Genomic DNA, 26,525 nt, shown 5'->3' with positions numbered 1-26,525 from the left:
GACACGGTGCGTCCATTCTGTGGACACATGGCGAACCTGTCACCGCATGGACGTCTCTTGTGCCGCCGTTTCGACGCGTTCAATACAGACTTCCGCCATCGGTCGGTGTCACCGTCTGGTCATGGAAACTCCCCGCGTCGGGATTCCCGACCCTCTCGCCTCGCGTATGACCATGCCGGAACAGCACGAGTACCTGCGGGCCAGGATCGGCCGGCGCGGGCTGCTGCGTGCCGGGACCGTCGCCGCCTCCACCGTGGCGGGCGCCGGGCTGCTGGGCGCCAGCTCAGCGACGGCGAGGACGACGCTCCCCGCCCCCGGCTTCCTGCCCTCGACGGCCGCCGCGGGCCGGGTCGACGGGGCGCTGGTGGCCCCGTTCGGCCGCCATCTCGCCTTCGGCGCCGACCCGAAGACCATGATGGCGGTCTCCTGGCAGGTGCCGCTGCCGGTGAGGGACCCGTATCTGCGGGTGGGGCTGAAGCCCTGGGAGCTGGACCGGAAGATCCCCGCCGAGGTCCGGGCGCTGCACACGCCGGCGCTCACCGCGAAGCTGCCCGCCGTGGACCAGTACTATCTGCACGCCTCGCTGGAGCGGCTCCGTCCCGGTACGACGTACTACTACGGCATCGGCCACACCGGCTTCGACCCGGCGGACCCGGGGAACCTGGGGACGGTCGCGTCCTTCCGTACGGCTCCGGCGCACCCCGGTCCGTTCGTCTTCACCGCCTTCGGCGACCAGGGCGTCTCGTACGACGCGCTCGCCAACGACCAGTTGATCCTGGGCCAGAACCCGGTCTTCCACCTCCACGCGGGCGACATCTGCTACGCGGACACCAGCGGCCAGGGCCGGGAGACGGACGTGTACGACGCGCGGGTGTGGGACCAGTTCCTCGCCCAGACCGAGTCGGTGGCGGCGCGGGTCCCGTGGATGGTGACCACCGGGAACCACGACATGGAGGCCTGGTACTCGCCGCACGGCTACGGCGGGCAGAACGCGCGGTGGACGCTGCCGGGCGGCGGGATCGACCCGGTGAACGCGCCGGGGGTCTACTCGTTCACGTACGGCAATGTGGGCGTGGTGGCGCTGGACGCCAACGATGTCTCGAACGAGATCCGGGCCAACACGGGGTACACCGGCGGGGCGCAGACGCGCTGGCTGGACCGGCGCCTGGGCGAGCTGCGCCGGGACAAGGGGATCGACTTCATCGTGGTCTTCTTCCACCACTGCGCCTTCTCGACGACCAACGCGCACGCCTCGGACGGCGGGGTGCGCGACGCGTGGGTGCCGCTCTTCGACAAGCACCGGGTCGATCTGGTCGTCAACGGCCACAACCATGTGTACGAGCGGACGGACGCGCTCCGGGGCGGCGCGGTCGGGCGCCGGGTCCCGGTGGGCGCGTCGGTGAGCTCGGTGCGGGACGGGATCGTGTACGTGACGGCGGGCGGCGCGGGCAAGGCGCTCTACGACTTCCCCGTGCCGGACAGCTACGAGGGCCATGTCGCGGACGTCGAGTCGGTGGACTCGTACCACTGGGCCGAGGGCGGTGCGAAGGCGACCGAGACGGTGGAGTGGTCGCGGGTGCGCTACACCGGGTTCTCGTTCCTCGCCGTCGAGGTGACGACGGGGGCGCGGCCCGCGCTGAAGGTCAGCGCGCTCGCGGAGACGGGCCACCGGGTGGACCACTTCACGATCACGCGCTGAGGCTCACGGCGGCGCGGTCGCGCGGCGCGGCGCCACCGTCGCGCGGCGCGGCAGGCCGGTGACGGGCGTCAGTGGCCGGTCGCGCCGCCGTTGTCCCTGCGGTCGAGGGCGCGCTGGAGGGCGGCGGCCGCGTTCTTCCGCTCGGCGTCGGCGGCAGCGGCGGAGTGCGGGGTACGGGGCGTACGACGGACACGTCGGACGGCGGCGGTCTCGGCCATGGCGGTCGGCTCCTTCGCTCGGCTCAGACGGACGCCTCGGGCGAGCGGGCCGCGCGGGCCTGCCGGGGATGCGTCCATGAAGGACCGAAAGGGGCGGGAGGCCAGCGCGACAGGGGTCACCTGTGTGGGGGCACGTGCCTCGACCGCCGTTCGCTCGATGGAGCGAGACGTTCGGCTCTTCCAAGCTAAGCGAGGCGGGCCGCCCTGTCTTCACGATTACTCGGACTTCCTACTATCTGAGACGGTGGCCTTCGACACACGAAGGCCACCGTCCGTCCCGGCCGGCCCCTGCGGCCGGGATGTCCCGTCAGCCCATGTGGGGGTAGCGGTACTCCGTCGGCGGGACCAGGCTCTCCTTGATGGCGCGGGTGAGGGTCCAGCGCATCAGGTTCTGCGGGGCGCCCGCCTTGTCGTTGGTGCCGGAGGCCCGGCCGCCGCCGAAGGGCTGCTGGCCGACGACCGCGCCGGTCGACTTGTCGTTGATGTAGAAGTTCCCGGCCGCGTACCGGAGCTTCTCCATGGTGCGGACGGCGGCGGCCCGGTCGCCCGCGATGACGGCGCCGGTGAGCGCGTAGGCGGAGACCGACTCCATCTGGTCGAGCACGGCGTCGTAGTCGGCGTCGTCGTAGACGTGCACCGCGAGGATCGGGCCGAAGTACTCGGTGGTGAAGACCTCGTTCTCCGGGTCGGTGCAGACGATGACGGTGGGCCGGACGAAGTAGCCGACCGAGTCGTCGTACGTGCCGCCGGCGACGATGGCGCAGCTCGGGTCGGCGGCGGCGCGGTCGATGGCGGCCTTGTTCTTGGCGAAGGCCCGCTCGTCGATGACGGCGCCGATGAAGTTGGTCAGGTCGGTGACGTCGCCCATGGTGATGCCCTCGACCTCGGCGGCGAACTCCTCCCGGAATCCGTCGTTCCAGATCGACGCGGGGATGTAGGCGCGGGAGGAGGCCGAGCACTTCTGGCCCTGGTACTCGAAGGAGCCCCGGGTCAGCGCCGTCTTCAGGACCGCCCGGTCGGCACTCGGGTGGGCGACGACGAAGTCCTTGCCGCCGGTCTCGCCGACGATGCGCGGGTAGGAGCGGTACGTCTCGATGTTGGCGCCGACCGTCTTCCACAGGTGCTGGAAGGTCCTGGTCGAGCCGGTGAAGTGGATGCCGGCGAGTTCGGGGTGGGTCAGCGCCACCTCGGAGACGGCGAGGCCGTCGCCGGTCACCAGGTTGATGACGCCCTGGGGCAGCCCCGCCTCCTCCAGCAGCTCCATCAGCAGTACGGCGGCGAGGGTCTGGGTCGGGGAGGGCTTCCAGACCACCACATTGCCCATCAGCGCGGGCGCGGTCGGCAGGTTGCCGGCGATCGCGGTGAAGTTGAAGGGCGTGATCGCGTAGACGAAGCCTTCGAGGGGGCGGTGGTCGAGCCGGTTCCAGACGCCCGGGGAGTTGGCGGGCGGCTGCTCGGCGAGCAGGTCACGGGCGTACTTCACATTGAAGCGCCAGAAGTCGACCAGCTCGCAGGGACAGTCGATCTCGGCCTGCTGGGCGGTCTTGGACTGGCCGAGCATCGTCGCCGCGGCGAGCTTCTCGCGCCAGGGGCCGGCGAGGAGTTCGGCGGCCCGCAGGATGATCGCGGCGCGGTCGTCGAAGGCGGTCGCGCGCCAGGCCGGGGCGGCGGCGAGCGCGGCGTCCACGGCGTCCTGGGCGTCCCGCTCGGTGGCGCCGGCGAACGTCCCCAGGACGGCGCGGTGGTTGTGCGGCTGGACGACGTCGACGCGCTCGCCGCCGCCCATCCGCTTCTCGCCGCCGATGGTCATCGGCAGGTCGACCGGATTCTCGGCCAGCTCCTTGAGCCGGGCCTCCAGCCGGGCCCGCTCGGGCGTACCGGGGGCGTAGCCGTGCACCGGCTCGTTGACCGGCGCGGGAACCTGGGTCACAGCGTCCATGGGGGCCGCATCTCCTTCATCTGCTGGGTGCTGGGGGGCTGGGTGCTTCGAGGGCCGACGTTCGAGGGCTGACGGGGGGTCCGGACCGGGCGATTCACGTACGGGTGACGAGCGAGCGCAGGAAGAACCCGAGGTTGGCGGGGCGCTCCGCGAGTCGGCGCATGAAGTACCCGTACCAGTCGGTGCCGTACGCGACGTACACACGCATCCGGTGTCCCTCGGCGGCGAGCCGGAACTGCTCGGCCTCCCGGATCCCGTACAGCATCTGGAACTCGTACTCGTCCGGCTTACGCCCCGCGCGCCGCGCCAGGTCCTGCGCCACGGCGACCAGCCGCGGGTCATGGGTCCCGACCATCGGATACCCCGAACCGGCCATCAGGACGCGCAGGCACCGTACGTACGCCCGGTCGACCTCGCCCTTGTCCTGGTACGCGACGGAGGCGGGCTCCTTGTAGGCGCCCTTGACCAGGCGCACCCGGGAGCCCGCCGCGGCCAGCGCCCGGCAGTCCTCCTCGGTGCGGAAGAGGTACGACTGGACGACGGCGCCGGTCTCCGGGAAGCGGGCGCGCAGCTCGGCGTGGACGGCGAGGGTGGAGTCGAGGGTGGTGTGGTCCTCGGCGTCGAGGGTGACGGTGGTGCCGATGGCGGCGGCGGCCTCCACGACCTCGGTGACGTTCCGCAGCGCGAGGTCGTGGCCGCCGGGGAGCGCCTGGCCGAAGGAGGAGAGCTTCACCGACATCTCGGCGCGGGCGGCGAGGTCCAGCGGGGCCAGGGCGTCGACCAGCCGCAGATACGCGTCGCGGGCGGCGAGCGCGGCGGCCGGGTCGGTGATGTCCTCGCCGAGGACGTCGAGGGTGACCTCCAGGCCCTGTTCGGCGAGGGAGCGGACGACGGGGGTGATCTCCTCGACGGACTCGCCGGCGATGAACCGGTTCACCACCGGCTTGGTGACCGGGGCGGCCGAGAGCGTACGGCGCAGGGCGTCGCTGCGCGACGCGGCGAGGATCACGGGACCCAGCACAGGGACCTCCACGGGGGGATCGGACGGCGCCGTGACCGGGGCGGACCGGCGCGGCGGGAGAACCACTGTGAACGCTAAGGACCGCTCCGATCCTCTGCCATCGACACGTGTCACGCATCCGTGGCCCGGATCTCAGACAGATGTCTGAAGAGGGGCGGCGCCGGTGGGAGAATGTCCGGGTGAAGGACGATTACCAGGAACTGGTGGACGAGATCTCGGCGCTGCTGGGGGTCCCGGCGACCCTGGAGAACCGGGACTTCGGGCTGATCGCCTTCGGGGTGCACGACAGCGAGGACGACACGGCGGTGGACCCGGTCCGCACCCGCTCGATCCTGACCCGCCGCTCCACGCCGGCCGTCCGTACCTGGTTCGAGGAGTTCGGCATCGCCCACGCTTCGGGCCCGGTCCGTATCCCGGCGGCCCCGGAGGCCGGGGTGTTCCGGGGCCGCATCTGTCTCCCCGTACGCCACCGGGGCCATGTCCTCGGCTACGTGTGGCTGCTCGACGACGCGGCTCCGGGCCGGGGCCCCGACGACGCGACGCTGGCGGCGGCGATGGAGGTGACGGCCCGCATCGGCGACCTCCTGGCCGGCGAGGCGAAGGCGGGCACGGAGCTCTCCCGGGAACTCCGGACGGCCCTGACGGCGCCCCCCGGCTGGCAGCGCGAGATGGCGACGGCGGCCCTCCGCACCGCCCTGGGCCCCAGCGCGGACGGCCCCCACGTCCTGCTCTGCGTGGCCCCCTGGCCGGACGAGGAACCCCCGGCGCGCGCCGTCCCGGGGGCGGCGGCGCTCTGCACGGTGCCGTGGACGGCGCGGGCCGGGGCGCCGGACGGCGCGGAGGTACGGGGCGAGGCGGGGCCCCGGGGCGGGACGGGGCGCGGCGCGGCGGCGTACGGAGCCGGAAGCGGTGGCGGGGCGCACGGCGCGACGCGCGGTGCCGGGGCGGCGGTGCGGGGCGCGGTGGACGGTGCCGGGAGCGGTGGTCCCGGGGCGCCGGACGGCGCGGCGCTGGCGCTGCTCGTACGGTTGCGGTCGGCGGAGGCGGAGGGGCCCGTCCTGACGGCGGCGGCGCGGCTCCGTACGGCGGCGGGCCCCGGCGCCGGGGCCGGGCTCTGCGCCCCGCGCCGGGGTCTCGCCGGGCTTCCGGCGGCCTGGGGCGAGGCGGTGGGGGCGGCCCGGGCCTCGGTGGCGCAGCCCCGGCTCGGCCCGGTGGCCCGCTGGGCGGGGCTCGGCGCCTACCGCCTGCTGACGGCGTTGCCCACGGCCCCCGACCCGGCGGTGTCGGCGCTGCTCTCCCCCGCCCACGGCGAACTGGCCCGCACGGCCGAGTCCTTCCTCGACCACGCGGGCCAGGCGGGCCGCACGGCGGCGGCGCTCGGCATCCACCGGCAGACCCTCTACTACCGGCTCTCCCGCATCGAGCAGCTCACCGGCCTCGACCTGGCCGAGGGCGAGGACCGCCTGCTGCTGCACATGGCGCTGAAGGCCGCCCGGCTCTGAGCCCCCGTCCACGGGGAACGCCCCCGGCGACGCCGCGGGGCCCGGCGGGGAGCCCCCGCGCCGTGGCGTCGGAGGGTCCCGCCGGGCCCCGGGGGCGTGGCGAAAGGGGCCGCGTCAGTCGGTCAGGTCGACCGAGCGGGCCGAGACCGCGCCGATCTCCGTGGAGATCTCCGCCAGGACCGGCTGCGGGACCGTGTCGTCGACCGTGAGGACGACCAGCGCCTCGCCGCCCTCCGCGACCCGGGAGACCTGCATGCCCGCGATGTTCAGCCCGGCCTCGCCGAGGATCCGGCCGACCGTGCCGACGATGCCGGGGCGGTCCTCGTAGCGGAGGACGATCATGTGGTCAGCGAGGGCCAGGTCCACGTCGTACGCGCCGATGGCGACGATCTTCAGCAGGTGCTTGGGGCCGGCCAGCGTGCCGGAGACCGAGACCTCCTCGCCGTCCGCGAGCGTGCCGCGCACCGTCACCACGTTGCGGTGGTTCGGGGACTCGCTGGAGGTGGTGAGGCGGACCTCGACGCCGCGCTCCTGCGCGAAGAGCGGCGCGTTGACGTAGCTGACCGTCTCGTCGACGACGTCCTCGAACACACCCTTGAGCGCGGAGAGTTCGAGCACCTTGACATCGTGCTGGGTGATCTCGCCGTAGACCTCGACATCGAGCCGCGCGGCGACCTCGCCCGCGAGCGCGGTGAAGATCCGGCCGAGCTTCTCGGCGAGCGGCAGCCCCGGGCGTACGTCCTCGGCGATGACCCCGCCCTGGACGTTGACCGCGTCGGGGACCAGCTCACCGGCGAGCGCGAGGCGGACGGAGCGGGCGACCGCGACGCCCGCCTTCTCCTGCGCCTCGTCGGTGGAGGCGCCGAGGTGCGGCGTACAGACGACCTGGTCGAACTCGAAGAGCGGGGAGTCCGTGCAGGGCTCCTTCGCGTAGACGTCCAGACCGGCGCCGGCGACGCGGCCCTCCTTGAGCGCGGCGGCGAGCGCCGTCTCGTCCACGATCCCGCCGCGCGCGGCGTTGACGATCCGGACCGTCGGCTTGACCTTGTGGAGCGCCTCGTCACCGATGAGACCGATGGTCTCGGGGGTCTTCGGCAGGTGCACGGTGATGAAGTCCGACACCTCCAGCAGCTCGTCCAGCGTCAGCAGCTTGACACCCATCTGGGCAGCGCGCGCGGGCTGTACGTAGGGGTCGTACGCGACGATCTTCATCCCGAAGGCGGACATGCGCTGCGCGACGAGCACCCCGATCCGGCCGAGGCCGACGACCCCGAGGGTCTTCTCGCTCAGCTCGACGCCGGTGTACTTGGAGCGCTTCCACTCGCCGTTCTTCAGCGCGGAGTTGGCCTGCGGGATATGGCGCGCGGTGGCCACCAGCAGACCGCAGGCCAGCTCGGCGGCGGTGACGATGTTGGAGGTCGGCGCGTTGACGACCATCACGCCGGCCTTGGTGGCGGCGGGCACGTCGACATTGTCGAGGCCGACCCCGGCGCGGGCGACGACCTTCAGCTTCTTCGCCGCCGCGACGGCCTCGGCGTCGACCTTGGTCGCGGAGCGGACGAGGATCGCGTCCACGTCGGCGATGGCGTCGAGCAGCTCCGCGCGGTCGGCACCGTTGCAGTTCCGGATCTCGAAGTCCGGACCGAGCGCGTCGACGGTGGCGGGCGAAAGCTCTTCAGCGATGAGTACGACAGGTTTCGAGCTCACGTGAGTCCTCACAAGTCCCATTGCGGACGGCCGTCCCGACGGCCGCATGCGGTGGAGGGGTCCTAGGGCGGAGCGCGCCCTAACCGCGTGAAAGACGCACGACGCTGTGGGCCTGACGCGTATGTGTTGAGCAGTGTAATGCTGACGCCCGGGTGGTGTTCCGCCCTTGCGAAAGGATCACTCATACGTGCGACCGGGGCCCGGAAGACTCCCCTCCGCGGCCCCCTCGGCGCCCGGCACACGCCCCGTGCGTCCCGGTTGTACGGGCATGTACGGGCGGCCCCGGCGCGGGCCCCCGGCCCCGTCCCGGTCGTGCCGGGGAGGGGCGGGGGCGGCGCCGGGGCCGCCTCGGGGCGCGGTTACGCGTCCTCGTCGTCCACCCAGCTCATGAGCTTGCGCAGCTCCGCGCCGGTGGTCGCCAGCAGGCTGTCGCTGTCGGCCTTCTTGTACTCGTTGTACTTCTTCAGACCGCCGTGGTACTCGTCCATCCAGTTCTTGGCGAACGTACCGTCCTGGATCTCGGCGAGGATCTTCTTCATCTCGACCTTGGTCTGGTCGGTGATGACGCGCGGGCCGCTGACGTAGTCGCCCCACTCGGCGGTCTCGGAGACCGACCAGCGCATCTTCTCCAGGCCGCCCTCGTACATGAGGTCCACGATCAGCTTCAGCTCGTGGAGGCACTCGAAGTACGCGATCTCCGGCTGGTAGCCGGCCTCGGTCAGCGTCTCGAAGCCCGCCTTGACCAGCGCTGCGGTACCACCGCAGAGCACGGCCTGCTCACCGAAGAGGTCGGTCTCGGTCTCCTCCGTGAAGGTCGTCTTGATGACGCCGGCGCGGGTGCCGCCGATGCCCTTCGCGTACGAGAGGGCCAGCGCGAACGCGTTGCCGGAGAAGTCCTGCTCGACGGCGGCGATGCAGGGCACGCCGCGGCCTTCCTCGTACTGGCGGCGGACCAGGTGGCCCGGGCCCTTCGGGGCGACCATCGCGACGTCGACATTGGCCGGCGGCTTGATGAAGTCGTACCGGATGTTCAGGCCGTGGCCGAAGAACAGCGCGTCGCCGTCCTTCAGGTTGTCCTTGATGGACTCCTCGTAGACCTGCGCCTGGATCGGGTCCGGCACCAGGATCATGATGACGTCGGCCTCGGCGGCGGCCTCGGCGGGCGTCACGACGCGCAGACCCTGCTCCTCGGCCTTGGCCTTGGACTTGGAGCCCTCGTGCAGGCCGACCCGGACGTCGACACCCGAGTCACGGAGCGACAGCGCGTGGGCGTGGCCCTGGCTGCCGTAACCGATGACCGCGACCTTGCGGTTCTGGATGATGGACAGGTCGGCATCGTCGTCGTAGAACAGCTCGGCCACTGGGTCTTCTCCTTTTTGTGCACTTCTGTGAATTGTCGCAGCTTGCGTCCACCGTACGGCGGGGCGGACGAAGCGGGTCTCCCGGTCTCGGCATACGAACCGGACCGGGTGCGGTCCTTGTCAGGCGCTGCGGTCCAGGGCCCGCAGGCTGCGGTCGGTGATGGACCGCGCGCCGCGCCCTATGGCGATCGTCCCGGACTGCACCAGCTCCTTGACGCCGAACTGCTCCAGCATCTTGAGCATGGCGTCGAGCTTCTCACTCGATCCGGTGGCCTCGATGGTGACGGCGTCGGGTGAGACGTCGACGGTCTTGGCGCGGAAGAGCTGGACGATCTCGACGATCTGGGAGCGGGTCTCGTTGTCGGCGCGGACCTTCACCAGGACGAGCTCGCGCTGGATCGCAGCGCCGGGCTCCAATTCGACGATCTTCAGGACGTTCACCAGCTTGTTGAGCTGCTTCGTCACCTGCTCCAGGGGCAGTTCCTCGACATTGACCACGATGGTGATGCGGGAGATGTCGGGGTGTTCGGTGACACCGACCGCGAGCGAGTCGATGTTGAAGCCGCGGCGGGAGAACAGGGCGGCGATCCGGGCGAGGATACCGGGGGTGTTCTCCACCAGAACGGAGAGGGTGTGCCTGGTCATGTGTCGGTCTCTTCTCTCGTTCTCGCGGCTCAGTCGTCGGCGCTGTCGCCGAAGTCGGGGCGGATCCCGCGCGCGGCCATGACCTCGTCGTTGGAGGTGCCCGCGGCGACCATCGGCCAGACCTGGGCGTCCTCGTGGACGATGAAGTCGACCACGACGGGGCGGTCGTTGATCGCGTTGGCCTTGGCGATCACGGCGTCGAGGTCGTCGGGGGACTCGCAGCGCAGCGCGACACACCCCATGGCCTCGGAGAGCTTGACGAAGTCCGGGATCCGGGTGCCGCCGCCGGAGGTCTCGCCGCCGCCGTCCCCCGCGTGCAGGACGGTGTTGGAGTAGCGCTGGTTGTAGAAGAGGGTCTGCCACTGGCGGACCATCCCGAGCGCCCCGTTGTTGATGATCGCGACCTTGATCGGGATGTTGTTGAGGGCGCAGGTGGTGAGTTCCTGGTTGGTCATCTGGAAGCAGCCGTCGCCGTCGATCGCCCAGACGGTGCGGTCCGGCTGCCCGGCCTTGGCGCCCATGGCGGCCGGCACGGCGTACCCCATGGTCCCGGCGCCGCCGGAGTTCAGCCAGGTGGCGGGGTGCTCGTACTCGATGAACTGGGCGGCCCACATCTGGTGCTGGCCGACGCCGGCGGCGAAGACCGTGCCCTCGGGGGCGAGCTTGCCGACGCGCTCGATGACCTGCTGCGGCGAGAGGGAGCCGTCGCCGGGCTGCTCGTAGCCGAGCGGGTAGGTCGCGCGCCAGCGGTCGAGGTCCCGCCACCAGGCGGCGTAGCGGGAGCGGGCGGCCTCGCCGAGGTGGTCCTCGGTGTGCTCGGTCTGGACGGCCTGGACGAGGTCGGCCAGGACCTCGCGGGCGTCCCCGACGATCGGCACGTCGGCGGTGCGGTTCTTGCCGATCTCGGCGGGGTCGATGTCGGCGTGGACGACCTTGGCGTACGGCGCGAAGCTGTCCAGCCTGCCGGTGACGCGGTCGTCGAAGCGGGCGCCGAGGGCGACGATCAGGTCGGCCTTCTGGAGCGCGGTGACGGCGGTGACCGACCCGTGCATGCCCGGCATCCCGACGTGCTGCGGGTGGCTGTCGGGGAAGGCGCCCAGCGCCATCAGGGTGGTGGTGACGGGGGCGCCGGTCAGCTCGGCGAGGACCTTCAGCTCGGCGGTGGCGCCGGCCTTGATGACGCCGCCGCCGACGTAGAGGACGGGGCGCTCGGCCTGGGTGATCAGCCGGGCGGCTTCGCGGATCTGCTTGGCGTGCGGCTTGGTCACCGGGCGGTAGCCGGGCAGGTCCTGGACGGGCGGCCAGGAGAAGGTCGTACGGGCCTGGAGGGCGTCCTTGGCGATGTCGACCAGGACCGGTCCTGGCCGGCCGGTGGACGCGATGTGGAACGCCTCGGAGATGGTGCGCGGGATGTCCTCGGCCCGGGTGACGAGGAAGTTGTGCTTGGTGATCGGCATGGTGATGCCGCAGATGTCCGCCTCCTGGAAGGCGTCCGTCCCGATGGCCTTGCTCGCCACCTGGCCGGTGATCGCGACGAGCGGCACGGAGTCCATGTGCGCGTCGGCGATGGGGGTCACGAGGTTGGTGGCGCCCGGCCCCGAGGTGGCCATACAGACGCCGACCTTGCCGGTGGCCTGCGCGTATCCGGTGGCGGCGTGGCCCGCGCCCTGCTCGTGGCGGACGAGGATGTGCCGGACCCGGGTGGAGTCCATCATCGGGTCGTACGCGGGGAGGATGGCGCCGCCGGGGAGACCGAATACGACTTCGGCGCCCACCTCTTCAAGAGAGCGGATGAGCGACTGCGCGCCCGTGACGTGCTCGACTGAGGCGGAGGACGGTCCGGTGTTACGGGCCCGCGGCTGCGGATGGTGGGCCCCGGTGGCCTGCTCGGTCATCGGCATTCTCTTCTCGAAGCTGAGGGTTTGTGCGGGGTTTCTGCGGGTTCTGCGGTGCACCGGTGCAACAAAAAACCCCTCGTGCCGGGAGGCAGGCGAGGGGAGCGCGTCGGTTGCGGTCCGCAGAGCGGGGAGGGGCTCTGCGTCAGCCGACGCGCTGTCCAAGTACGAGAATTCGGGTGCGCATGGAAATGACCCTCCCTCCGGCGCGCCCCGGCTGTCAAGTGGGTGGGACGGGAGTCTCACTATGTGAGCGGAGGGACGGCTGCATCGAGGGCTGCCGGGACGGTGGCAGGGAGGGCTGCGGGATCCGGTCGGAGACGGGCTGGCGGGAGCGGCGTACCGGCCCGGGGCCGCCGGTACCGGCCAGGACGGGGAGTGCGTTGGTCCCCGGCAGGGGATAGGAACCGGCCACCAGGGCACGGCGCAGCCGGTACTCGTCGAGCGGCCCGGAGAAGGCCATCCCCTGGCCGTGGGTGCACCCCATGGCCCGCAGGGCGGTCACCTGTTCGGGGAGGTCCACGCCCTCGGCGACGGACTGGAGCCCGAGGTCGGAGGCGATCCGGAGGAGCCCTGCGGTGATCTTGTGCAGCCGGCCGGACTCCACGACGCCCTCGACCAGACCGTGGTCGATCTTCAGGACGTCCACGGGGAGGCGGCGCAGGGCGTTTATCGCCGCGTAGCCGCTGCCGAAGCCGTCCAGGGCGATCCGGACGCCGAGCCTGCGGAGCGCGGCGAGGCGGTGTTCCAGCTCGTCCAGACCCGCGCGGTCGCTGTCGGAGAGTTCGATCATCAGGGCGCCCGAGGGGAGCCCATGGCGGTTGAGCAGGGCTTCCACGGAGCCGAGCGGGAGGGACTTGTCGAGGAGTCGCCGGGCCGGGATCCGTACCGAGACGGGTGTGGAGTAGCCGAGCCCGGCCCGGTCGGCGGCCTGTTTGACGGCCTCTTCGAGGAGCCAGCGGCCCAGTTCGGAGGTGCGGTCGCCGTCGTCGGCGCCGCGCAGGAACTCGGCCGGGGTGAAGAGGATGCCCTGGGCGGAGCGCCAGCGGGCCTGGGCGGCGACGGCGGAGACCCGGCCCGAGGTGAGATGGACCACGGGCTGGTGGAGCAGGGCGAACTCGCCGTCGTGGAGCGCGGTACGGAGACGGGTGGCCAGCTCGGTTCTGCGGACCACGTCGGCCTGCATCTGGGGCGCGTACATCTCGACGCGGTTCTTGCCGCCCGCCTTGGCGCGGTACATGGCGAGGTCCGCGTTGCGCATGAGGTCGGTGGGGGTGATGCCGGGCTCGGCGAAGGCGACGCCGATGGAGGCGGCGACCCGGACGTCGTTGCCGTCGATCTTGTACGGCTGGGAGAGCCGGAGCCGGAGCCGGTCGGCGATCTCGTGGACCTGGAACTCGCGGGCCGCCTGGTCGCCGGAGCCGTCGCCGAGGACGATGGCGGCGAACTCGTCGCCGCCGAGGCGCGCCGCGGTGTCGCCCGCCCGGACGGAGTCCTGGAGCCGGTGGGCGGCGAGGATGAGGAGTTCGTCGCCCACCTGGTGGCCCAGACGGTCGTTGACGGCCTTGAAACCGTCGAGGTCGATGAAGAGCACCGCCGTGCCGGGATCGGTCGTCCGGCGGCCGGAGAGGGCCTGCCGGACCCGCTGGGTGAAGAGCGCCCGGTTGGGCAGGTCGGTGAGCGGGTCGTGCTCGGCGTTGTGCTGGAGCTGCGCCTGGAGGCGGACCCGTTCGGTGACGTCCCTGCTGTTGAAGATCAGCCCGCCCTGGTGGCGGTTGACGGTGGACTCGACATTGAGCCAGTCGCCGGTTCCGGAGCGGAAGCGGCACTCGATACGGGTGGTGGGTTCGTCGGCGGGCGGGGTGGCCAGGAAGCGGCGCACCTCGTGGACGACTCTGCCGAGATCGTCGGGATGGATGATCGAGGCGAGTTCCGCGCCGACCAGGTCCTCGGCCTCGCGGCCGTAGACGCCGGTGGCCGCCGGGCTGACGTAGCGCAGTATCCCGGAGGGCGCGGCGATCATGATGACATCGCTGGAGCCCTGGACCAGGGAGCGGAAGTGGCTCTCCTTGTGGGCCAGTTCATGGGTGAGGGCGATGTTGTCGACCAGCATGATGCCCTGCCGTACGACGAGGGCGAGCACCACCGTGCACCCGGTGAAGACCACGAAGCGGTCGACCTTGCGGCCCTCGGTGACGTTGTACAGGATCCCCAGTGTGCAGACGGCCGCCGCCAGGTACGGCGTGAGCGCGCCCAGGGAGCCGGCGATGGGCATGGCGCCGCGCGTCTGGCGCTCCTCGTGCGCCGGGTCGGGGTCGGGTGGATCGGGGAGGCGCCGGACGCCCCAGGGCGCGTACGCGAGGAGCAGCGACCCGGCGAACCAGCCCGCGTCCAGGAACTGGCCCGACCGGTAGCTCTCGCGCAGCAGCGGCGAGGTGAACAGGGCGTCGCAGAGCACCGTCAGGGCGAGTGCGGCGATGGCGGTGTTGACGGCGGGGCGGCTCCCCGCCGCCTTCCGGAAGTGGAGCGCGAGGACCATGCTGACCAGGACGATGTCCAGCAGCGGGTACGCGAGGGAGAGCGCGGCCTGGGTGATGTCCTCGCCCTGGGACTGCGCGGTGCGGGCGAGGGCGAGGCTCCAGGAGAGCGTGAGGAGCGAGCCACCGATCAGCCAGGAGTCCAGCCCGAGGCAGACCCAGCCGGCCCGGGTGACCGGCCGTTTGGCCAGCACGAGCAGGCCGACGATGGCGGGTGGCGCGAAGCAGAGGAAGAGCAGGTCGGCGAGGCAGGGGTTGGGCACGGGCCGCTCCAGCACGACTTCGTACCACCCCCAGACCGCGTTGCCCGCCGAGGCCATCGCGGAGGAGAAGGAGAAGAGCAGCCATGCCGGCCGGAAGCGGCCGTCCTGGCGGCGGGCGTAGAAGAAGCAGGAGACCGCGGCGATCAGGGCGGCGATGCTGAGTCCGAAGTCGCCCATGAACAGGGCGAGTTTCTCGGAGCCCCAGCCGACCGCAGCGCCGGCCGCGTAACCGCCGCAGATCAGGGCGAGGAGGAGCTGGCCCGCCGGTCCCGTGGACCCGCCGGCGAACTGTCGCCCGCGCACGAGCATGCCCTCGGCGCTCACCGGATCGTCCTTGAGACGGTCCGCGCGGCGACCCGCGCGGCGGTCTGTCCGGTGGCCGGTGCGGTGAGCCGTGCGCCGGCCCGTTCCGTGGCCCGTACGGTGATCCGTGCGCCGGTCTTCGGGGCAGTCCCGGGGATCGCCTTCGGGATCGCCGCCCGGATCACCGCCCGGTTCACCGTCGGGATCGCCGCCCGGATCACCACCGGGACCGCCGTCGGAATCCGTGAGCTCTCCTCCGTCGCCACCGGCGGGCGTGGTGCGCACGCCGGGGAGTCCGGAGGTCGCCGCCGACGCCCCTGCCGCGTCGGATCGTTCGTCCATTGGCCGTACATCGCCCGTCGCCCCCCTCGCAATCCGTTCACTCCGCCGCGCCGCCCCACGCGCGGCGCAGCCCCCAGATCGGGACGATACACCAGACTCGTCACTCAGGGCCATAGTTTCTCTACTCTCCGTGACGACCAGCGGAGTTGTCGGTATCGAGGGTGTCCGTACGGGTGCGGAGCGTGGTGCCGGGGCGCTCGCGCGGGGGTGCGTCCGGCGGCGCGGGCGCCCCCTGCGGCGCCGGATCCCGCGACGGGCTCCGGGTGGCGGGTCGGGCGGCGGGTCAGGCGGCGGGTGATCCGGTCGGTCCTTCCGTCGTTCCGGTCGGCCCTGCCGTCGTGAGGACCACGTTGCGCGGCTCCTCCCCGGCGGCGAACCGGGTGAGCTGGCCGGCCAGCAGGCGCCGGGCGCGCGGCAGGAAGGCCGAGGTGGGGCCTCCGACATGGGGGCTGATGAGGACACCCGGAGCATGCCAGAGGGGATGTCCCGCGGGGAGCGGTTCGGGGTCCGTCACATCGAGGGCGGCCGTGATCCGGCCACTCTCCACCTCCGTGAGGAGCGCCTTGGTCTCCACCACGGCGCCGCGCGCGACGTTCACCAGGAGGGCACCGTCCTTCATCCGGGCCAGGAACTCCGCCCCGACCAGGCCCTTCGTCTCCTCGGTGAGCGGCGTGGAGAGGATCACCACATCGGCATCGGGGAGCAGCGCGGGCAGCTCGTGGAGCGCGTGCACGGGCCCGCGCTCCGAGGCACGTGCGGAGCGCGCGACGCGCACCACCCGCGCGCACTCGAACGGAGTGAGCCGGTCCTCGATGGCCGCGCCGATCGAGCCGTACCCGACGATCAGCACCGACCGGTCGGCGAGCGCGGGGCGGAACCCGGCGCGCCACTCCTCGCGGTCCTGGCCGCGTACGAAGTCGGGTACGCCGCGCAGCGAGGCGAGGGTGAGCGTCAGGGCCAGCTCCGCCGTACTGGCCTCGTGGACGCCCTTGGCGTTGCAGAGCAGGACTCCGGCGGGCAGCGCGGAGAGCGCGGGGGCCACATTGTCGGTGCCCGCCGACAGCGTCTGGATGACGCGGAGGGACGTCATCGCGGGGAGCGGCCGTATGACGGTCTCCGGAGGGCGCATGTACGGCACGACGTAGAAGGCGCAGTCGGCGGGGTCGGCGGGGAACTCCTCCTCGCCGTCCCACTGGAGGTAGCGCGGCCCCTCGGGGAGTCCCTCGATCTCAGCGGCCGGAATCGGAAGCCATACGTCAGGAGTCATGGTCAGGAGGCTATGCGACGCCCTGGGCGCGGGGCGCCGGGCCGGGGAGCCGGGGTACGGCCACGGAGCGGCCACGGGAGCGGCTCCGGCGGTGGTCCTGAAGGGGTCCCTGGGGGCAGATCCGCAGGTCGATGGGGTTAGTTTGAGGGCGGCACGAGGAGGGCGGGGTTGGAGCGCAGGACAATCGGCGGGGCGCTCGCCGTGGGGGCGGTCGGGCTCGGCTGTATGCCGATGCACTGGGGCTACACCGCCTCCCAGCGCCATGGGGAGCGCTCGCTGCGCACCGTGCACGCGGCGCTGGACGCGGGGTCGACGCTGCTGGACACGGCCGACATGTACGGTCCGTTCACCAATGAACTGCTGCTGGGGCGGGTGCTCGGGCGGCGGCGCGCGGACGCGGTCGTCTCCACCAAGTGCGGGCTGCTGGTGGGCGATCGGCAGGTCGTCGCCAATGGCCGCCCCCAGTACGTACGGCGGGCGTGCGACGCGTCGCTGCGGCGGCTCCAGACCGATGTGATCGACCTCTACCAGCTCCACCGGGTGGATCCGGAGATACCCGTCGAGGAGACGTGGGGCGCGATGGCGGAGCTGGTGGCCGCGGGGAAGGTACGCGCGCTGGGGTGGTGCGCCGTGGGGGCGCGGGCGGGCGGGGCGGGCGTGCGGGGAGCGCGGCGGGTCCCGGGGGAGCCTCCGTACGCGGAGACGGTGCGGCAGCTCCAGCGGGTGCAGCAGGTGTTCCCGGTCGGCGCGGTGGAGGCGGAGCTGTCGGTGTGGTCGCCGCAGGCGCTGGAGGTGCTGCTGCCGTGGTGTGCGGCGCGGGGCGTCGGCTTCCTGGCGGCGATGCCGCTGGGCAGTGGTTTCCTCACCGGGACGCTCACCCCTGGGCAGGGGTTCGAGCCGGACGACGTACGGGCCAGGCACCCCCGGTTCACGGCGGAGATGATGGCCGCGAACCAGCCGCTGGTGGCGGGGCTGCGGCGGGTGGCGGAACGGTACGGGGCGACGCCGGCCCAGGTGGCGCTGGCGTGGGTGCTGGGGCAGGGACGCCAGGTGGTGGCCGTACCGGGGACGAAGCGGGAGCGGTGGGCGGTGGAGAACGCGCGGGCGGCGGAGGTGTCGCTGACGGCACGGGACCTGGCCGAGATAGCGGCCCTGCCGCCGGTGCGCGCGTCCTGGGAGTAGGGCGCGTCCCCGGGCGGCCCGGTGGGCCCGGCGTGCCACATCGGTGGCGGAGTCGGGGAACCTTCCTGGGACGCCCGGTGTAAGAACAGGAGGAAGGAACAGCAGTGCCGTACGGCGCGGAACCGCGCGGGCGGAGCTGTCCGGAGTCGTCGAAGGGACCGGGACCGTGAAGCGTTCAGCAGGGACGGCCGTGGGGGCCGCCGCCGCCCTTCTCCTGGCGGCGGGGTGCTCCTCCGGCGAGGACACGGGCACGCCGTTCGACCGTGCCACGTCCTCGGCGGCGGCCCCCTCAGCCGCCGCGTCGCCGACCCCCACCGTGCCGCCCGCGCCCGCCAAGGGGACGGTGAAGGTGGTGTCGACGGTCACCGAGGGGCTGGCGTCGCCCTGGGGGCTCACGGCGCTGCCGGACGGCGGGCTGCTGGTCGCCTCGCGCGACGAGGGGACGATCACCCGGGTCGACGTGGAGAGCGGGAAGAAGACGGTGATCGGCTCGGTGCCCGGGGTGGCGCCGGCCGGCGAGGGCGGGCTGCTGGGGCTCGCCGTCTCCCCCACGTACGCCAAGGACCAGTTGGTCTACGCCTACTTCACCACCGCGTCGGACAACCGCATCGCCCGGATGTTCTACGACCCGAGGAAGCCGGTGGGCCAGCAGTTGGGCGCGCCCGACACGGTGCTGCGCGGGATCCCCAAGGGCACCGTCCACAACGGCGGCCGGATCGCGTTCGGCCCGGACAAGATGCTCTACGCGGGCACCGGGGAGACCGGCGAGACGGGGCTCGCCCAGGACCCGGAGTCGCTGGCCGGGAAGATCCTCCGGATGACCCCGGACGGGCAGCCGGTACACGGGAACCCGGAGGCCGACTCGGTGGTCTACTCGCTGGGCCACCGCAATGTGCAGGGGCTGGCCTGGGACGCCGAGAAGCGGCTGTGGGCCTCGGAGTTCGGCCAGAACACCTGGGACGAGCTCAATCTGATCGAGCCCGGCAAGAACTACGGCTGGCCGATCGCGGAGGGCCGGGCCGGGAAGCCCGGCCAGGTGGACCCGGTGGAGCAGTGGCGCACCGACGAGGCCTCGCCCAGCGGCATCGCGTACGTCGCGGGCTCGGTCTGGATGGCGGGCCTGCGCGGCGAACGGCTCTGGCGGATCCCGCTCGCGGGACGGGAACCGGTGGCCGCCCCCCAGGCGTTCCTGACAGGCGAGTACGGCCGCCTCCGCACCGTCCTGGCCGCCGGCGGCGACCGGATGTGGCTGGTGACCAGCGAAACCGACAACCGGGGCACCCCGAGCCCGGCCGACGACCGGATCCTGCTGCTGGAGGTCTCGTAACGGCGGGGGGGCCGGCGCTCAGGCCGTGACGTCCGGGAAGAGTCGGAGGCGGTGGGCGAGGGCGGCTGCTTCGGTGCGGCCGGAGACGCCCAGTTTGGCCAGGATGTTGGAGACGTGGACGCTGGCGGTCTTCGGGGATATGTACAGTTCCTCGGCGATCCTGCGGTTGCTGTGGCCCGCCGAGACCAGCCGGAGGACGTCCTGTTCCCGCCGGGTGAGCCCCAGTTCGCGTACCGGGTCGGCCTCGGGGCCCGTACCGGCGCCCCGGGGGCGGGAGGGCTCCGTACCGTCCGCCGATGGTGCCGCGAGGCCGATTCTGGCGCGGGCGGCGAGCAGGGTGATCTCCTCGGCGAGGGGGCGCGCGCCGAGCCGGGTGGCCTCCCGGTGGGCGCGCTCCAGCAGCGTGGCCGCCTCCGTACGGTCCGCGTGCGCGTCGAGGAGCGCGGCGGCCCTGCGGAGCCGGACCTGCGCCAGCTCGTACGGGCGGTCGAGGCCGGCGAAGGCAGCCTCCGCGCGGCCCCACTGCGCGGGGGTGTCCTTCCCGTGGGCGCGGGCCAGTTCGGCCTCCAGCGTCAGTCCGTACGCCGCCCAGACCGGCACCAGCCCCGGCAGCCGCTTGCCGTGGGCGCGGACCGCGGCCAGCACCGCGGCGCGGCCCGCCTCGGCGCCGGGCAGCCCCCGGGCGTCCGCCTCGATCGCCGCCGCCGTACAGAGCAGCGGCAGCGTGTACCGGTGGGTCCCGAGCGGGAAGCCGTGCGCGGCCATCTCCTCGAACGCGGCCCGCGCCTCGTCCAGCGCCCCGCGCCGGGCCGCGACGACCATGCTCAGCCGGGCCGGGGTGATGGCGTGCTGCGGCTGGTGGTCATGGGTGCCCAGGAAACCCCTGGTCAGCTCCACCTGGCGGGCGGTCTCCTCGAAGTCGCCGCGCGCCAGGGCGAGTTCGGCCCGGCGTACGGCGAGCAGGGCGCGCGCCTTGGGGGACCGGGCCAGCTCCACCGTCTCGTCCAGGACCGTGTCCGCCTCCGCCCAGCGGCCCAGCGAGATGAGGGACTGGGCGAGGTTGGTCCTGACCCAGGCCTCCGTGTCGGTGAGGCCGCGCTGGTGGCTGAAGGCGACGCCCTCGCGTGCGGTCGTCACGGCCTCCTGGGAGCGGCCCATGGACTCCAGGGTGGACGGCAGGTTGTTGGCGGCGCGGCCCTGGATGGAGACCGAGCCCAGCTCGGCGGCGCGGTCGCGGACCGCGTACATCTCGGCGATGCCCTCCTCGATGGCGCCCGCGTCGGCGGTGAGCCACCCCCGGGTGAGCCGCGCGTGGAGTTCGGTGCGCTCGGCGCCGACCAGCCGGGCGTACTCGACGGCCCGGTCGGCGGCGGCCAGGCTCTCCGGGCCCGGCTGGTGCAGCGCGCCCCAGGCCGCGACATTGGCGAGGACCTGCGCGTGCACGGCGGAGGGGTTGAGCCCGCGCACCAGCTCCTGCGCGCGGGCCAGCTCGGCCCAGCCGTCGCCCCGGGTGAGGTCCTGGACGAGCCGGGAGCGCTCGATCCAGAACCAGGCGGCGCGCAGCGGGTCCTTCTCCCCCGACTCGCCCTCCAGCAGCCGCATCGCCTTCTTGGCGATGGCCAGGGCCCGTTCGCGGTCGCCACTGGCGCGCGCGGCGACGGTCACCTCCGCCATGAGGTCGAGATAGCTCAGCGGCTCGGAGTCCTCGGCTCCCCCGCAGGGCGGATAGACGTCCAGTTCGTCCGGCGGGCGCAGAATGGCCCGTATCGCGGCGGGGGCGTCGTCCCACAGCTCCATGGCGCGTTCCAGCAGCCGCAGTTGCTCGGAGTGGGCGTACCGCTCGCGGGCCTCCACGGAGGCGAGGAGGACGGCGGGGAGCGCCTTCGCCGGGTCGTGGGCGTGGTACCAGTAGCTCGCCAGCCGGGTCGTCCGCTCGTCGGCGCGGACCAGGGAGGGGTCGGCCTCCAGCACCTCCGCGTACCGCCGGTTGAGCCGGGAGCGCTCGCCGGGCAGCAGGTCGTCGCCGACGGCCTCGCGGACCAGGGCGTGCCGGAAGCGGTAGCCGTCGCCGTCCGCCGTCGGCAGCAGGATGTTGGCGCCGACGGCGGCGCGCAGCGCCTCGATGAGCGCGTCCTCGGTGAGCCCGGCGACGGCCAGCAGCAGCCGGTACTCGACGGTGGAGCCGCCCTCGGCGACGATCCTGGCGACCCGCTGGGCGTCCTCGGGCAGCGTCTCGACCCGTACGAGGAGCAGGTCGCGCAGGGACTCGCTGAGGCCGCCGCCACCGCAGCCGGTGCCGAGGGAGCAGGCCAGCTCCTCCACGAAGAACGCGTTCCCGTCCGAGCGGTCGAAGATCTGTTCCAGCAGCTCGGGGCCCGGCTCGGCGGCGAGGATGCCGGTGAGCTGGCTGCGCACCTCGGCACGGGTGAAGCGGGGCAGTTCGAGGCGGCGGACGGTGCGGAGCCGGTCGAGCTCGGCGAGGAGCGGGCGGAGCGGGTGGCGGCGGTGCAGATCGTCGGCACGGTAGGTGCCGATGACCAGGAGCCGGCCACGGCGCAGCGAACGGAAGAGGTAGGTGAGGAGGTGGCGGGTGGAGGCGTCCGCCCAGTGCAGGTCCTCCAGGACGAGGACGACCGTACGGTCGGTGGCGAGCCGTTCCAGGAGCCGCGCGGTGAGCTCGAAGAGCCGGGCGGTGCCCTCCTCGCCCTGGGCGTCCCGGCCGGAGTGGCCCAGCTCGGGCAGGATCCTGGCCAGCTCGTCCTGCTGCCCCTCGGCGGCGGCGTGGAGCTCGTCGGGGAGGCGCCGGCGCAGGGTGCGCAGGGCGCTGGAGAACGGCGCGAAGGGGAGCCCTTCCGCACCGATCTCGACGCAGCCGCCGACGGCGACGACGGCCTTCTCGTCGCAGGCCGTGCGGTGCAGCTCCTCGATGAGGCGGGTCTTGCCGACGCCCGCCTCCCCGCCGACGAGCACCGCTTGGGGCTCGCCCGCGGTGGCGCGGGCGAGCGCTGACGTGAGCGCGGTGAGCTCGGCGGACCTGCCGACGAACACCGGGCTGATTGACCTGGTCTCCACATCGCCGAGCATCGCACAGCCCTCTGACAACACGGCACCCGTTATCGGGTGGCCGGCTCAGGCGGCCCGGGCGAAGCGGTTGCGGAGCTGTCTCACCCGCCCTTCCGCGGCGTGCTCGGCATCGCGCCGGGCCTGGCGGCGGGCGGCGACGGCGGCGCGGACGAGGCGCCGGTGGTCGGCCGCCCGGTGCAGTTCCTCGGCCTGGATCTTGTGGAGTTCGTACGCGAACATCGGGGTGCTCCCTGGGGAAGGCGGTAGGTCATCTGGTGATGCCTCCACCTTCGTCTCCCAGGGGGCGGGGCCGCATCGGGAGTGTGCCGCATCTTGACGGGGCCCGGGGCCTTAGAAAGCGGGGCCCCGGCCCGAAGATTGCCTCAGGCTCTAAGGCCCCGTCAGCGACGTGCGGGGCGCCGTTCGCGGTGTCCGAGGCGTGGTGGCCCGTCCGGGGTCAGCCGGTGGCCGCGCCGGTGGTGGGAAGGGCGGCGAAGAGATCGAAATACATACCCAGGGAGATCAATACCCCGAGGAAGCCGAGGACGGACGCGGCGAGCGCCACGGGACGCACCCAGCCCGCGCGCGGGGGCAGCGCCAGCACGATCACCCCGAGGAGCAGGGCGACCAGGGCGACCCCGCCGTTGACGGCGGCCGTGACATGCCAGGCGTCGCCGTAGATCGCGGCGATCTGCTGCTCGGCGGTGGCGGACTGGCCGGTGGTGAGCTGCCCGACGAGGCCCTGGCGCTCGGCAAGGACCTTGCCGGTCCAGGTGCCCGTGAGGGCGACGACGCCGAGGCAGACGGCGACGACGGCCGCGGCGGCGGCGCCGAGCCCGTACGAGGTGTCCGAGGGCCCGTCGACCGGGTCCAGCGCCTCGTCCTCGGGGTACTCCTCCTCGTCGGCCTCGGCGGCGGCGTCCGGGGCGTTCTTGGCTTCCGTGGCCTCCGGGGTCTCCCCGGCGGTGTCCTTCGGGGCGTCGGTGATGGTGTCCGCCGGGGCGTCGGCCGTGTCCGTGCCGGTCTTCGTCAGTTCCGCCTTGGCGGCGGGGTCCTCCGCCGTCTCCGGCTCGGGGGTCTCGGTCTTGGAGGTGGGGGTGGGGTTCATGGGACGCACGCTAGGGGCCCGGCGTGAGAACTTCCTGAGAACGCCGGAATTCACCCGCACGAGGAACCGGATCGTGACCCGGCTACGGTGTGTCCGGGCCCGACCCCGGTTCCGGGCTCGCCCCCGATCCCGCCTCGGGTCCCGGTTCCGCCGCTGTCCCCGATCCCGCCTCCGTCCCCTGGGCGCCGGCCGCGCGCCACTCCGGGGCGAGGACCGACCAGACCTCCAGGTCGTGCCGTACGCCCCGGTACGGGTAGGCCTGGCGCATCACACCGTCCCGGGTCATCCCGAGCCGCCGGGCGACCCGGATGCTCGCCTCGTTGCCCGCCGAGGCCCACCATTCGACGCGGTGGATGCCGCGCTCCCCGACGGCCCAGTCGATCAGCACCCGGACGGCGCGGGTGACCAGCCCGTGGCCGGTCGCCGCGGGCTCCAGCCAGCAGCCGACCTCGCAGGTCGAGAGCTTCGTGTCGAAGATCCGGAAGAGCACGCCGCCGACCAGGGTGCCGTCCCGCCAGATCCCGTAGACGCGCCCGCCGTCGGCCGCCTGCTTCTCGGCGTACGAGGTGAGCAGTGTCCGCGCGGAGTCCAGGTCGGTGGCGGAGCGGGCGAACTGGATGTACTCGTCCACCAGTTCCCTGGCGCGGTCCATATGGGCCAGGAACTCCTCGGCCTGCCAGGGCTCCAGCGGGCGCAGTTCGGCCCCGTCCCCCAGTGGTACAGCGAACATGACGATCCCCCATGCGGTACGGATGGCGTGCCGAAGCCGAGGCGAACCTGGTGAACGCGACGAGGACCGACCTGTCCGACCCGTCCGACCCGCCCGACGCGGCTTCAGCGCACGAGGGGCGGCGTGCCGGCGCTCTCGTTCTCGCCCCCGCGCCCCTTCGGCACCGGCATCTTCGCACGTCCATGACGTTCGGGCGGCTCGATACTGATCCGGGGCAGCCGGCGCTCCAGAAAGCCGGGGAGCCACCAGTTGGCGCCGCCGAGCAGATGCATCAGGGCGGGGACGAGGAGCGTACGGAGCAGGAAGGCGTCCAGCGCGACCGCCGTGGCGAGCCCGACGCCGAACATGGCGATGACGCGGTCCCCGCTGAGGACGAAGGCGAGGAAGACGGAGATCATGATGACCGCCGCCGAGTTGATCACCCGCCCGGTCTCGGAGAGCCCGACGCGCACGGCCCGCGCGTTGTCGCCGGTCGCCAGCCACTCCTCGTACATCCGGCTGACCAGGAAGACCTGGTAGTCCATGGAGAGCCCGAAGAGCACCGAAACCATGATGACGGGGAGGAACGGTTCGATCGGGCCCGGGCTGCCGAGCCCCATCAGTTCGCTCCCCCACCCCCATTGGAAGATCGCGACGACGACCCCGAAGGAGGAGGCGACAGCGGCCACGTTCATCAGCGCGGCCTTGAGGGGGATGCCGACGGAGCGGAACGCCAGCAGCAGGAGCAGGCATCCCAGGGCGATGACCACGCCGACGAAGAGCGGGAGTTTACCGACGATGATCCCGGCGAAGTCGTCGTAACTCGCCGTCACGCCGCCCACGTACACGGTGAGCGAGGTGCCGGCCGAGGCCTCGGGCAGGACGCGGGTACGGAGCCGGTCGACCAGCTCGCTGGTCTGCCGGGACTGCGGCGATGTCGCGGGGACGACGGTGAGCAGCGCGGTGTCGGCGCTGCCGTTGAAGACGGCCGGGGAGACCGAGGCGACCCCTTCGGTGGTACGGAGGAGACCGGGGAGCCGGTCCATGGCGAGCCGGTCGGCGGCGCCCTCCAGGTGGGCGACGAGCGTCAGCGGGCCATTGACGCCGGGGCCGAACCCCTGGGCGAGCCGGTCGTACGCCTGGCGCGTGGTGGAGGCGGGAGGGTTGTTGCCCTGGTCGGAGGTGCCGAGATGGAGCGCGGCGGTGGGCAGCGCGAGGACCACCATGACGGCGGCGGCGAGGGCGCCCAGCAGCCGGGGGTGGCGTTCGACGAAGTGCGACCAGCGGACGGCGGGCCCGGCCCGCCCCCGCGCCGTCCCCGACGTCCCCTCCGCCGGCACCGACGGCCCCTCCGCCGCCCAGGGGGCCTCGGCCGCCCGCGGGCCCCGTACGGGCGTCCCGCGGCGGTCGCGGCGGCGGAGCACCCGTTCGCCGATGTACGAGAGCAGCGCGGGCAGCAGGGTGACGGCGGCGGCCACGGTCAGGACGACGGTCAGCGAGGCGGCGATCGCGACCCCGTTGAGGAAGCCGAGGCGCAGGATCAGCAGGCCGAGGAGGGCGACGCAGACGGTGGCCCCGGCGAAGACGACGGCGCGCCCCGTCGTGGCGACCGCGTTCGCGGCGGCCTCCGGGACGGTCAGCCCGCGCAGCAGCCCCTTGCGGTGGCGTACGACGATGAAGAGCGCGTAGTCGATGCCCACGCCGAGCCCGATGAGCAGCCCCAGCACGGGCGCGAATTCCGCGACTGTCATGACATGGCCGAGCAGGGCGATCCCGGCGTACGCGGTGCCCACCGAGACCAGGGCGGTCGCCAGCGGGAGCAGCCCGGCGGCGAGCGAGCCGAAGACGACGAAGAGCACGACGGCCGCCACCGCGACGCCGACGATCTCGGCGGTGTGGTCCGTGGTGGCCTCGGTACGGGCGACGGCGCCGCCGCCGAGGTCGACCGCCAGGCCCGGATGGGCCGCCTCCAGGGAGGTGGCCGTCTCGACGAGGGCCCGCGCCCGGGAGACCGGGAGCTCGTCGGCGGGGCGGTCGAAGGCGACCCGGGCGTAGGCGGTGCGGCCGTCGGCGCTGATCTGCCCGGCGCCGTCGGCCCCGTACGGACCCGTGACGGAGGAGACGCCGGGCAGTCCGGCGACGCGGGCCAGCATCCGCCCGGCTCCGTCCGCGATGCCGGCGTCGCGGACGGAGCCGCGCTCCGTGTGCCAGACGATGGTGTCGCTGTCCCCGGCGAGCCCGGGGAAGGCCGTGGCGAGCAGGGCGGTGGCGCGGCCCGACTCGGTGCCGGGAACCTCGTAGTCGTCGGAGTACGCGGTTCCCGCCACCGCCGCCGCGCCCGAGACGCCGCCCAGTGCGAGCAGCCAGAGGAGGACGACGAGAAGCCGGTGGGTGACGCACCATCGCGCGAGGGCTGCCAACGGAGTGCTCCCTGGGG

19 protein-coding genes are annotated in these 26,525 nt (G+C 72.9%); 4 read left to right on the top strand and 15 right to left on the bottom strand.

Features of this window, described 5'->3' with window-relative positions; translation table 11 throughout:
* The first annotated feature begins 121 nt into the window (after positions 1–121).
* Positions 122–1,699, top strand: coding sequence for a metallophosphoesterase family protein (locus tag AB0O07_RS19820; RefSeq protein WP_365634862.1), 1,578 nt, complete (start codon positions 122–124; stop codon positions 1,697–1,699).
* Between the two features lie 68 nt (positions 1,700–1,767).
* Here AB0O07_RS19820 and AB0O07_RS19815 read toward each other — a convergent pair whose 3' ends face one another.
* The 3 genes from AB0O07_RS19815 to AB0O07_RS19805 form a co-directional block, all read right to left on the bottom strand.
* On the bottom strand, positions 1,768–1,917 hold the full coding sequence (locus AB0O07_RS19815; protein WP_365634861.1) for a hypothetical protein: 150 nt from the start codon (positions 1,915–1,917) through the stop codon (positions 1,768–1,770).
* A gap of 307 nt (positions 1,918–2,224) precedes the next feature.
* Entirely contained in the window at positions 2,225–3,856 is a 1,632-nt protein-coding gene (gene pruA, locus AB0O07_RS19810) for an L-glutamate gamma-semialdehyde dehydrogenase (protein ID WP_365634858.1), read from the bottom strand.
* Positions 3,857–3,950: 94 nt separating this feature from the next.
* On the bottom strand, positions 3,951–4,877 hold the full coding sequence (locus AB0O07_RS19805) for a proline dehydrogenase family protein (protein WP_365635303.1): 927 nt from the start codon (positions 4,875–4,877) through the stop codon (positions 3,951–3,953).
* A 179-nt stretch (positions 4,878–5,056) separates the two neighbouring features.
* Here AB0O07_RS19805 and AB0O07_RS19800 point away from each other — a divergent pair, with 179 nt between their 5' ends.
* A complete protein-coding gene (locus AB0O07_RS19800) occupies positions 5,057–6,379 on the top strand; it encodes a helix-turn-helix domain-containing protein (protein ID WP_365634855.1) in 1,323 nt (440 codons plus the stop codon).
* Positions 6,380–6,493: 114 nt separating this feature from the next.
* Here the strand turns inward: AB0O07_RS19800 and serA are convergent, their stop codons facing one another.
* From serA to AB0O07_RS19765, 7 genes are all read right to left on the bottom strand, one after another.
* On the bottom strand, positions 6,494–8,086 hold the full coding sequence (gene serA / locus AB0O07_RS19795) for a phosphoglycerate dehydrogenase (RefSeq protein ID WP_365634852.1): 1,593 nt from the start codon (positions 8,084–8,086) through the stop codon (positions 6,494–6,496).
* Between the two features lie 359 nt (positions 8,087–8,445).
* A complete protein-coding gene (ilvC, locus tag AB0O07_RS19790) occupies positions 8,446–9,447 on the bottom strand; it encodes a ketol-acid reductoisomerase (RefSeq protein ID WP_365634850.1) in 1,002 nt (333 codons plus the stop codon).
* Between the two features lie 120 nt (positions 9,448–9,567).
* Positions 9,568–10,092: an acetolactate synthase small subunit gene (gene ilvN, locus AB0O07_RS19785; RefSeq protein ID WP_365634847.1), complete on the bottom strand. Its 525-nt coding sequence runs from the start codon at positions 10,090–10,092 to the stop codon at positions 9,568–9,570.
* 29 nt (positions 10,093–10,121) lie between these two features.
* Entirely contained in the window at positions 10,122–11,987 is a 1,866-nt protein-coding gene (locus AB0O07_RS19780; RefSeq protein WP_365634844.1) for an acetolactate synthase large subunit, read from the bottom strand.
* 220 nt (positions 11,988–12,207) lie between these two features.
* Complete coding sequence (locus tag AB0O07_RS19775) at positions 12,208–15,096, bottom strand: EAL domain-containing protein (RefSeq protein ID WP_365635301.1); 2,889 nt, start codon at positions 15,094–15,096, stop codon at positions 12,208–12,210.
* 11 nt (positions 15,097–15,107) lie between these two features.
* Positions 15,108–15,356, bottom strand: a complete 249-nt coding sequence (locus tag AB0O07_RS19770; RefSeq protein ID WP_365634841.1) for a hypothetical protein — start codon at positions 15,354–15,356, stop codon at positions 15,108–15,110.
* Positions 15,357–15,715: 359 nt separating this feature from the next.
* On the bottom strand, positions 15,716–16,699 hold the full coding sequence (locus AB0O07_RS19765) for a 2-hydroxyacid dehydrogenase (protein ID WP_365634838.1): 984 nt from the start codon (positions 16,697–16,699) through the stop codon (positions 15,716–15,718).
* Positions 16,700–16,867: 168 nt separating this feature from the next.
* Here AB0O07_RS19765 and AB0O07_RS19760 point away from each other — a divergent pair, with 168 nt between their 5' ends.
* Both AB0O07_RS19760 and AB0O07_RS19755 read left to right on the top strand, forming a co-directional pair.
* A complete protein-coding gene (locus AB0O07_RS19760; RefSeq protein ID WP_365634835.1) occupies positions 16,868–17,881 on the top strand; it encodes an aldo/keto reductase in 1,014 nt (337 codons plus the stop codon).
* Positions 17,882–18,047: 166 nt separating this feature from the next.
* Positions 18,048–19,208, top strand: a complete 1,161-nt coding sequence (locus AB0O07_RS19755; protein ID WP_365634832.1) for a PQQ-dependent sugar dehydrogenase — start codon at positions 18,048–18,050, stop codon at positions 19,206–19,208.
* An 18-nt stretch (positions 19,209–19,226) separates the two neighbouring features.
* On the opposite strand, the gene AB0O07_RS19750 is transcribed toward AB0O07_RS19755, so the two are convergent.
* The 5 genes from AB0O07_RS19750 to AB0O07_RS19730 form a co-directional block, all read right to left on the bottom strand.
* Entirely contained in the window at positions 19,227–22,292 is a 3,066-nt protein-coding gene (locus AB0O07_RS19750) for an AAA family ATPase (RefSeq protein WP_365635299.1), read from the bottom strand.
* 45 nt (positions 22,293–22,337) lie between these two features.
* Positions 22,338–22,511: a hypothetical protein gene (locus tag AB0O07_RS19745; RefSeq protein ID WP_365634829.1), complete on the bottom strand. Its 174-nt coding sequence runs from the start codon at positions 22,509–22,511 to the stop codon at positions 22,338–22,340.
* Positions 22,512–22,728: 217 nt separating this feature from the next.
* Positions 22,729–23,379 carry a hypothetical protein gene (locus AB0O07_RS19740; RefSeq protein WP_365634826.1) on the bottom strand — a complete coding sequence of 217 codons (651 nt, stop codon included), beginning with the start codon at positions 23,377–23,379 and terminating at the stop codon, positions 22,729–22,731.
* Positions 23,380–23,461: 82 nt separating this feature from the next.
* The gene (locus AB0O07_RS19735; protein WP_365634823.1) at positions 23,462–24,109 is read right to left on the bottom strand and encodes a GNAT family protein; all 648 of its coding nucleotides are present in this window, start codon (positions 24,107–24,109) and stop codon (positions 23,462–23,464) included.
* A 104-nt stretch (positions 24,110–24,213) separates the two neighbouring features.
* Entirely contained in the window at positions 24,214–26,508 is a 2,295-nt protein-coding gene (locus AB0O07_RS19730; RefSeq protein WP_365634820.1) for an MMPL family transporter, read from the bottom strand.
* Positions 26,509–26,525 lie beyond the last annotated feature (17 nt).

Source organism: Streptomyces sp. NPDC093085 (genome assembly GCF_040683935.1).
In the GTDB taxonomy this organism is placed as follows: domain Bacteria; phylum Actinomycetota; class Actinomycetes; order Streptomycetales; family Streptomycetaceae; genus Streptomyces.
Note: the sequence above shows the minus strand (reverse complement) of the source record. Positions and strands in the feature narration are given on the sequence as shown.

Bases quoted from the DNA above. Each gene is read 5' to 3' on its own strand.
- AB0O07_RS19750 (WP_365635299.1), bottom strand. From the start codon at position 22,292: ATGCTCGGCGATGTGGAGACCAGGTCAATCAGCCCGGTGTTCGTCGGC.
- AB0O07_RS19775 (WP_365635301.1), bottom strand. From the start codon at position 15,096: ATGCTCGTGCGCGGGCGACAGTTCGCCGGCGGGTCCACGGGACCGGCG.
- pruA (WP_365634858.1), bottom strand. From the start codon at position 3,856: ATGGACGCTGTGACCCAGGTTCCCGCGCCGGTCAACGAGCCGGTGCAC.
- AB0O07_RS19780 (WP_365634844.1), bottom strand. From the start codon at position 11,987: ATGACCGAGCAGGCCACCGGGGCCCACCATCCGCAGCCGCGGGCCCGT.
- AB0O07_RS19815 (WP_365634861.1), bottom strand. From the start codon at position 1,917: ATGGCCGAGACCGCCGCCGTCCGACGTGTCCGTCGTACGCCCCGTACC.
- AB0O07_RS19820 (WP_365634862.1), top strand. From the start codon at position 122: ATGGAAACTCCCCGCGTCGGGATTCCCGACCCTCTCGCCTCGCGTATG.
- AB0O07_RS19740 (WP_365634826.1), bottom strand. From the start codon at position 23,379: ATGAACCCCACCCCCACCTCCAAGACCGAGACCCCCGAGCCGGAGACG.
- AB0O07_RS19745 (WP_365634829.1), bottom strand. From the start codon at position 22,511: ATGTTCGCGTACGAACTCCACAAGATCCAGGCCGAGGAACTGCACCGG.
- AB0O07_RS19765 (WP_365634838.1), bottom strand. From the start codon at position 16,699: ATGACTCCTGACGTATGGCTTCCGATTCCGGCCGCTGAGATCGAGGGA.
- ilvN (WP_365634847.1), bottom strand. From the start codon at position 10,092: ATGACCAGGCACACCCTCTCCGTTCTGGTGGAGAACACCCCCGGTATC.
- AB0O07_RS19735 (WP_365634823.1), bottom strand. From the start codon at position 24,109: ATGTTCGCTGTACCACTGGGGGACGGGGCCGAACTGCGCCCGCTGGAG.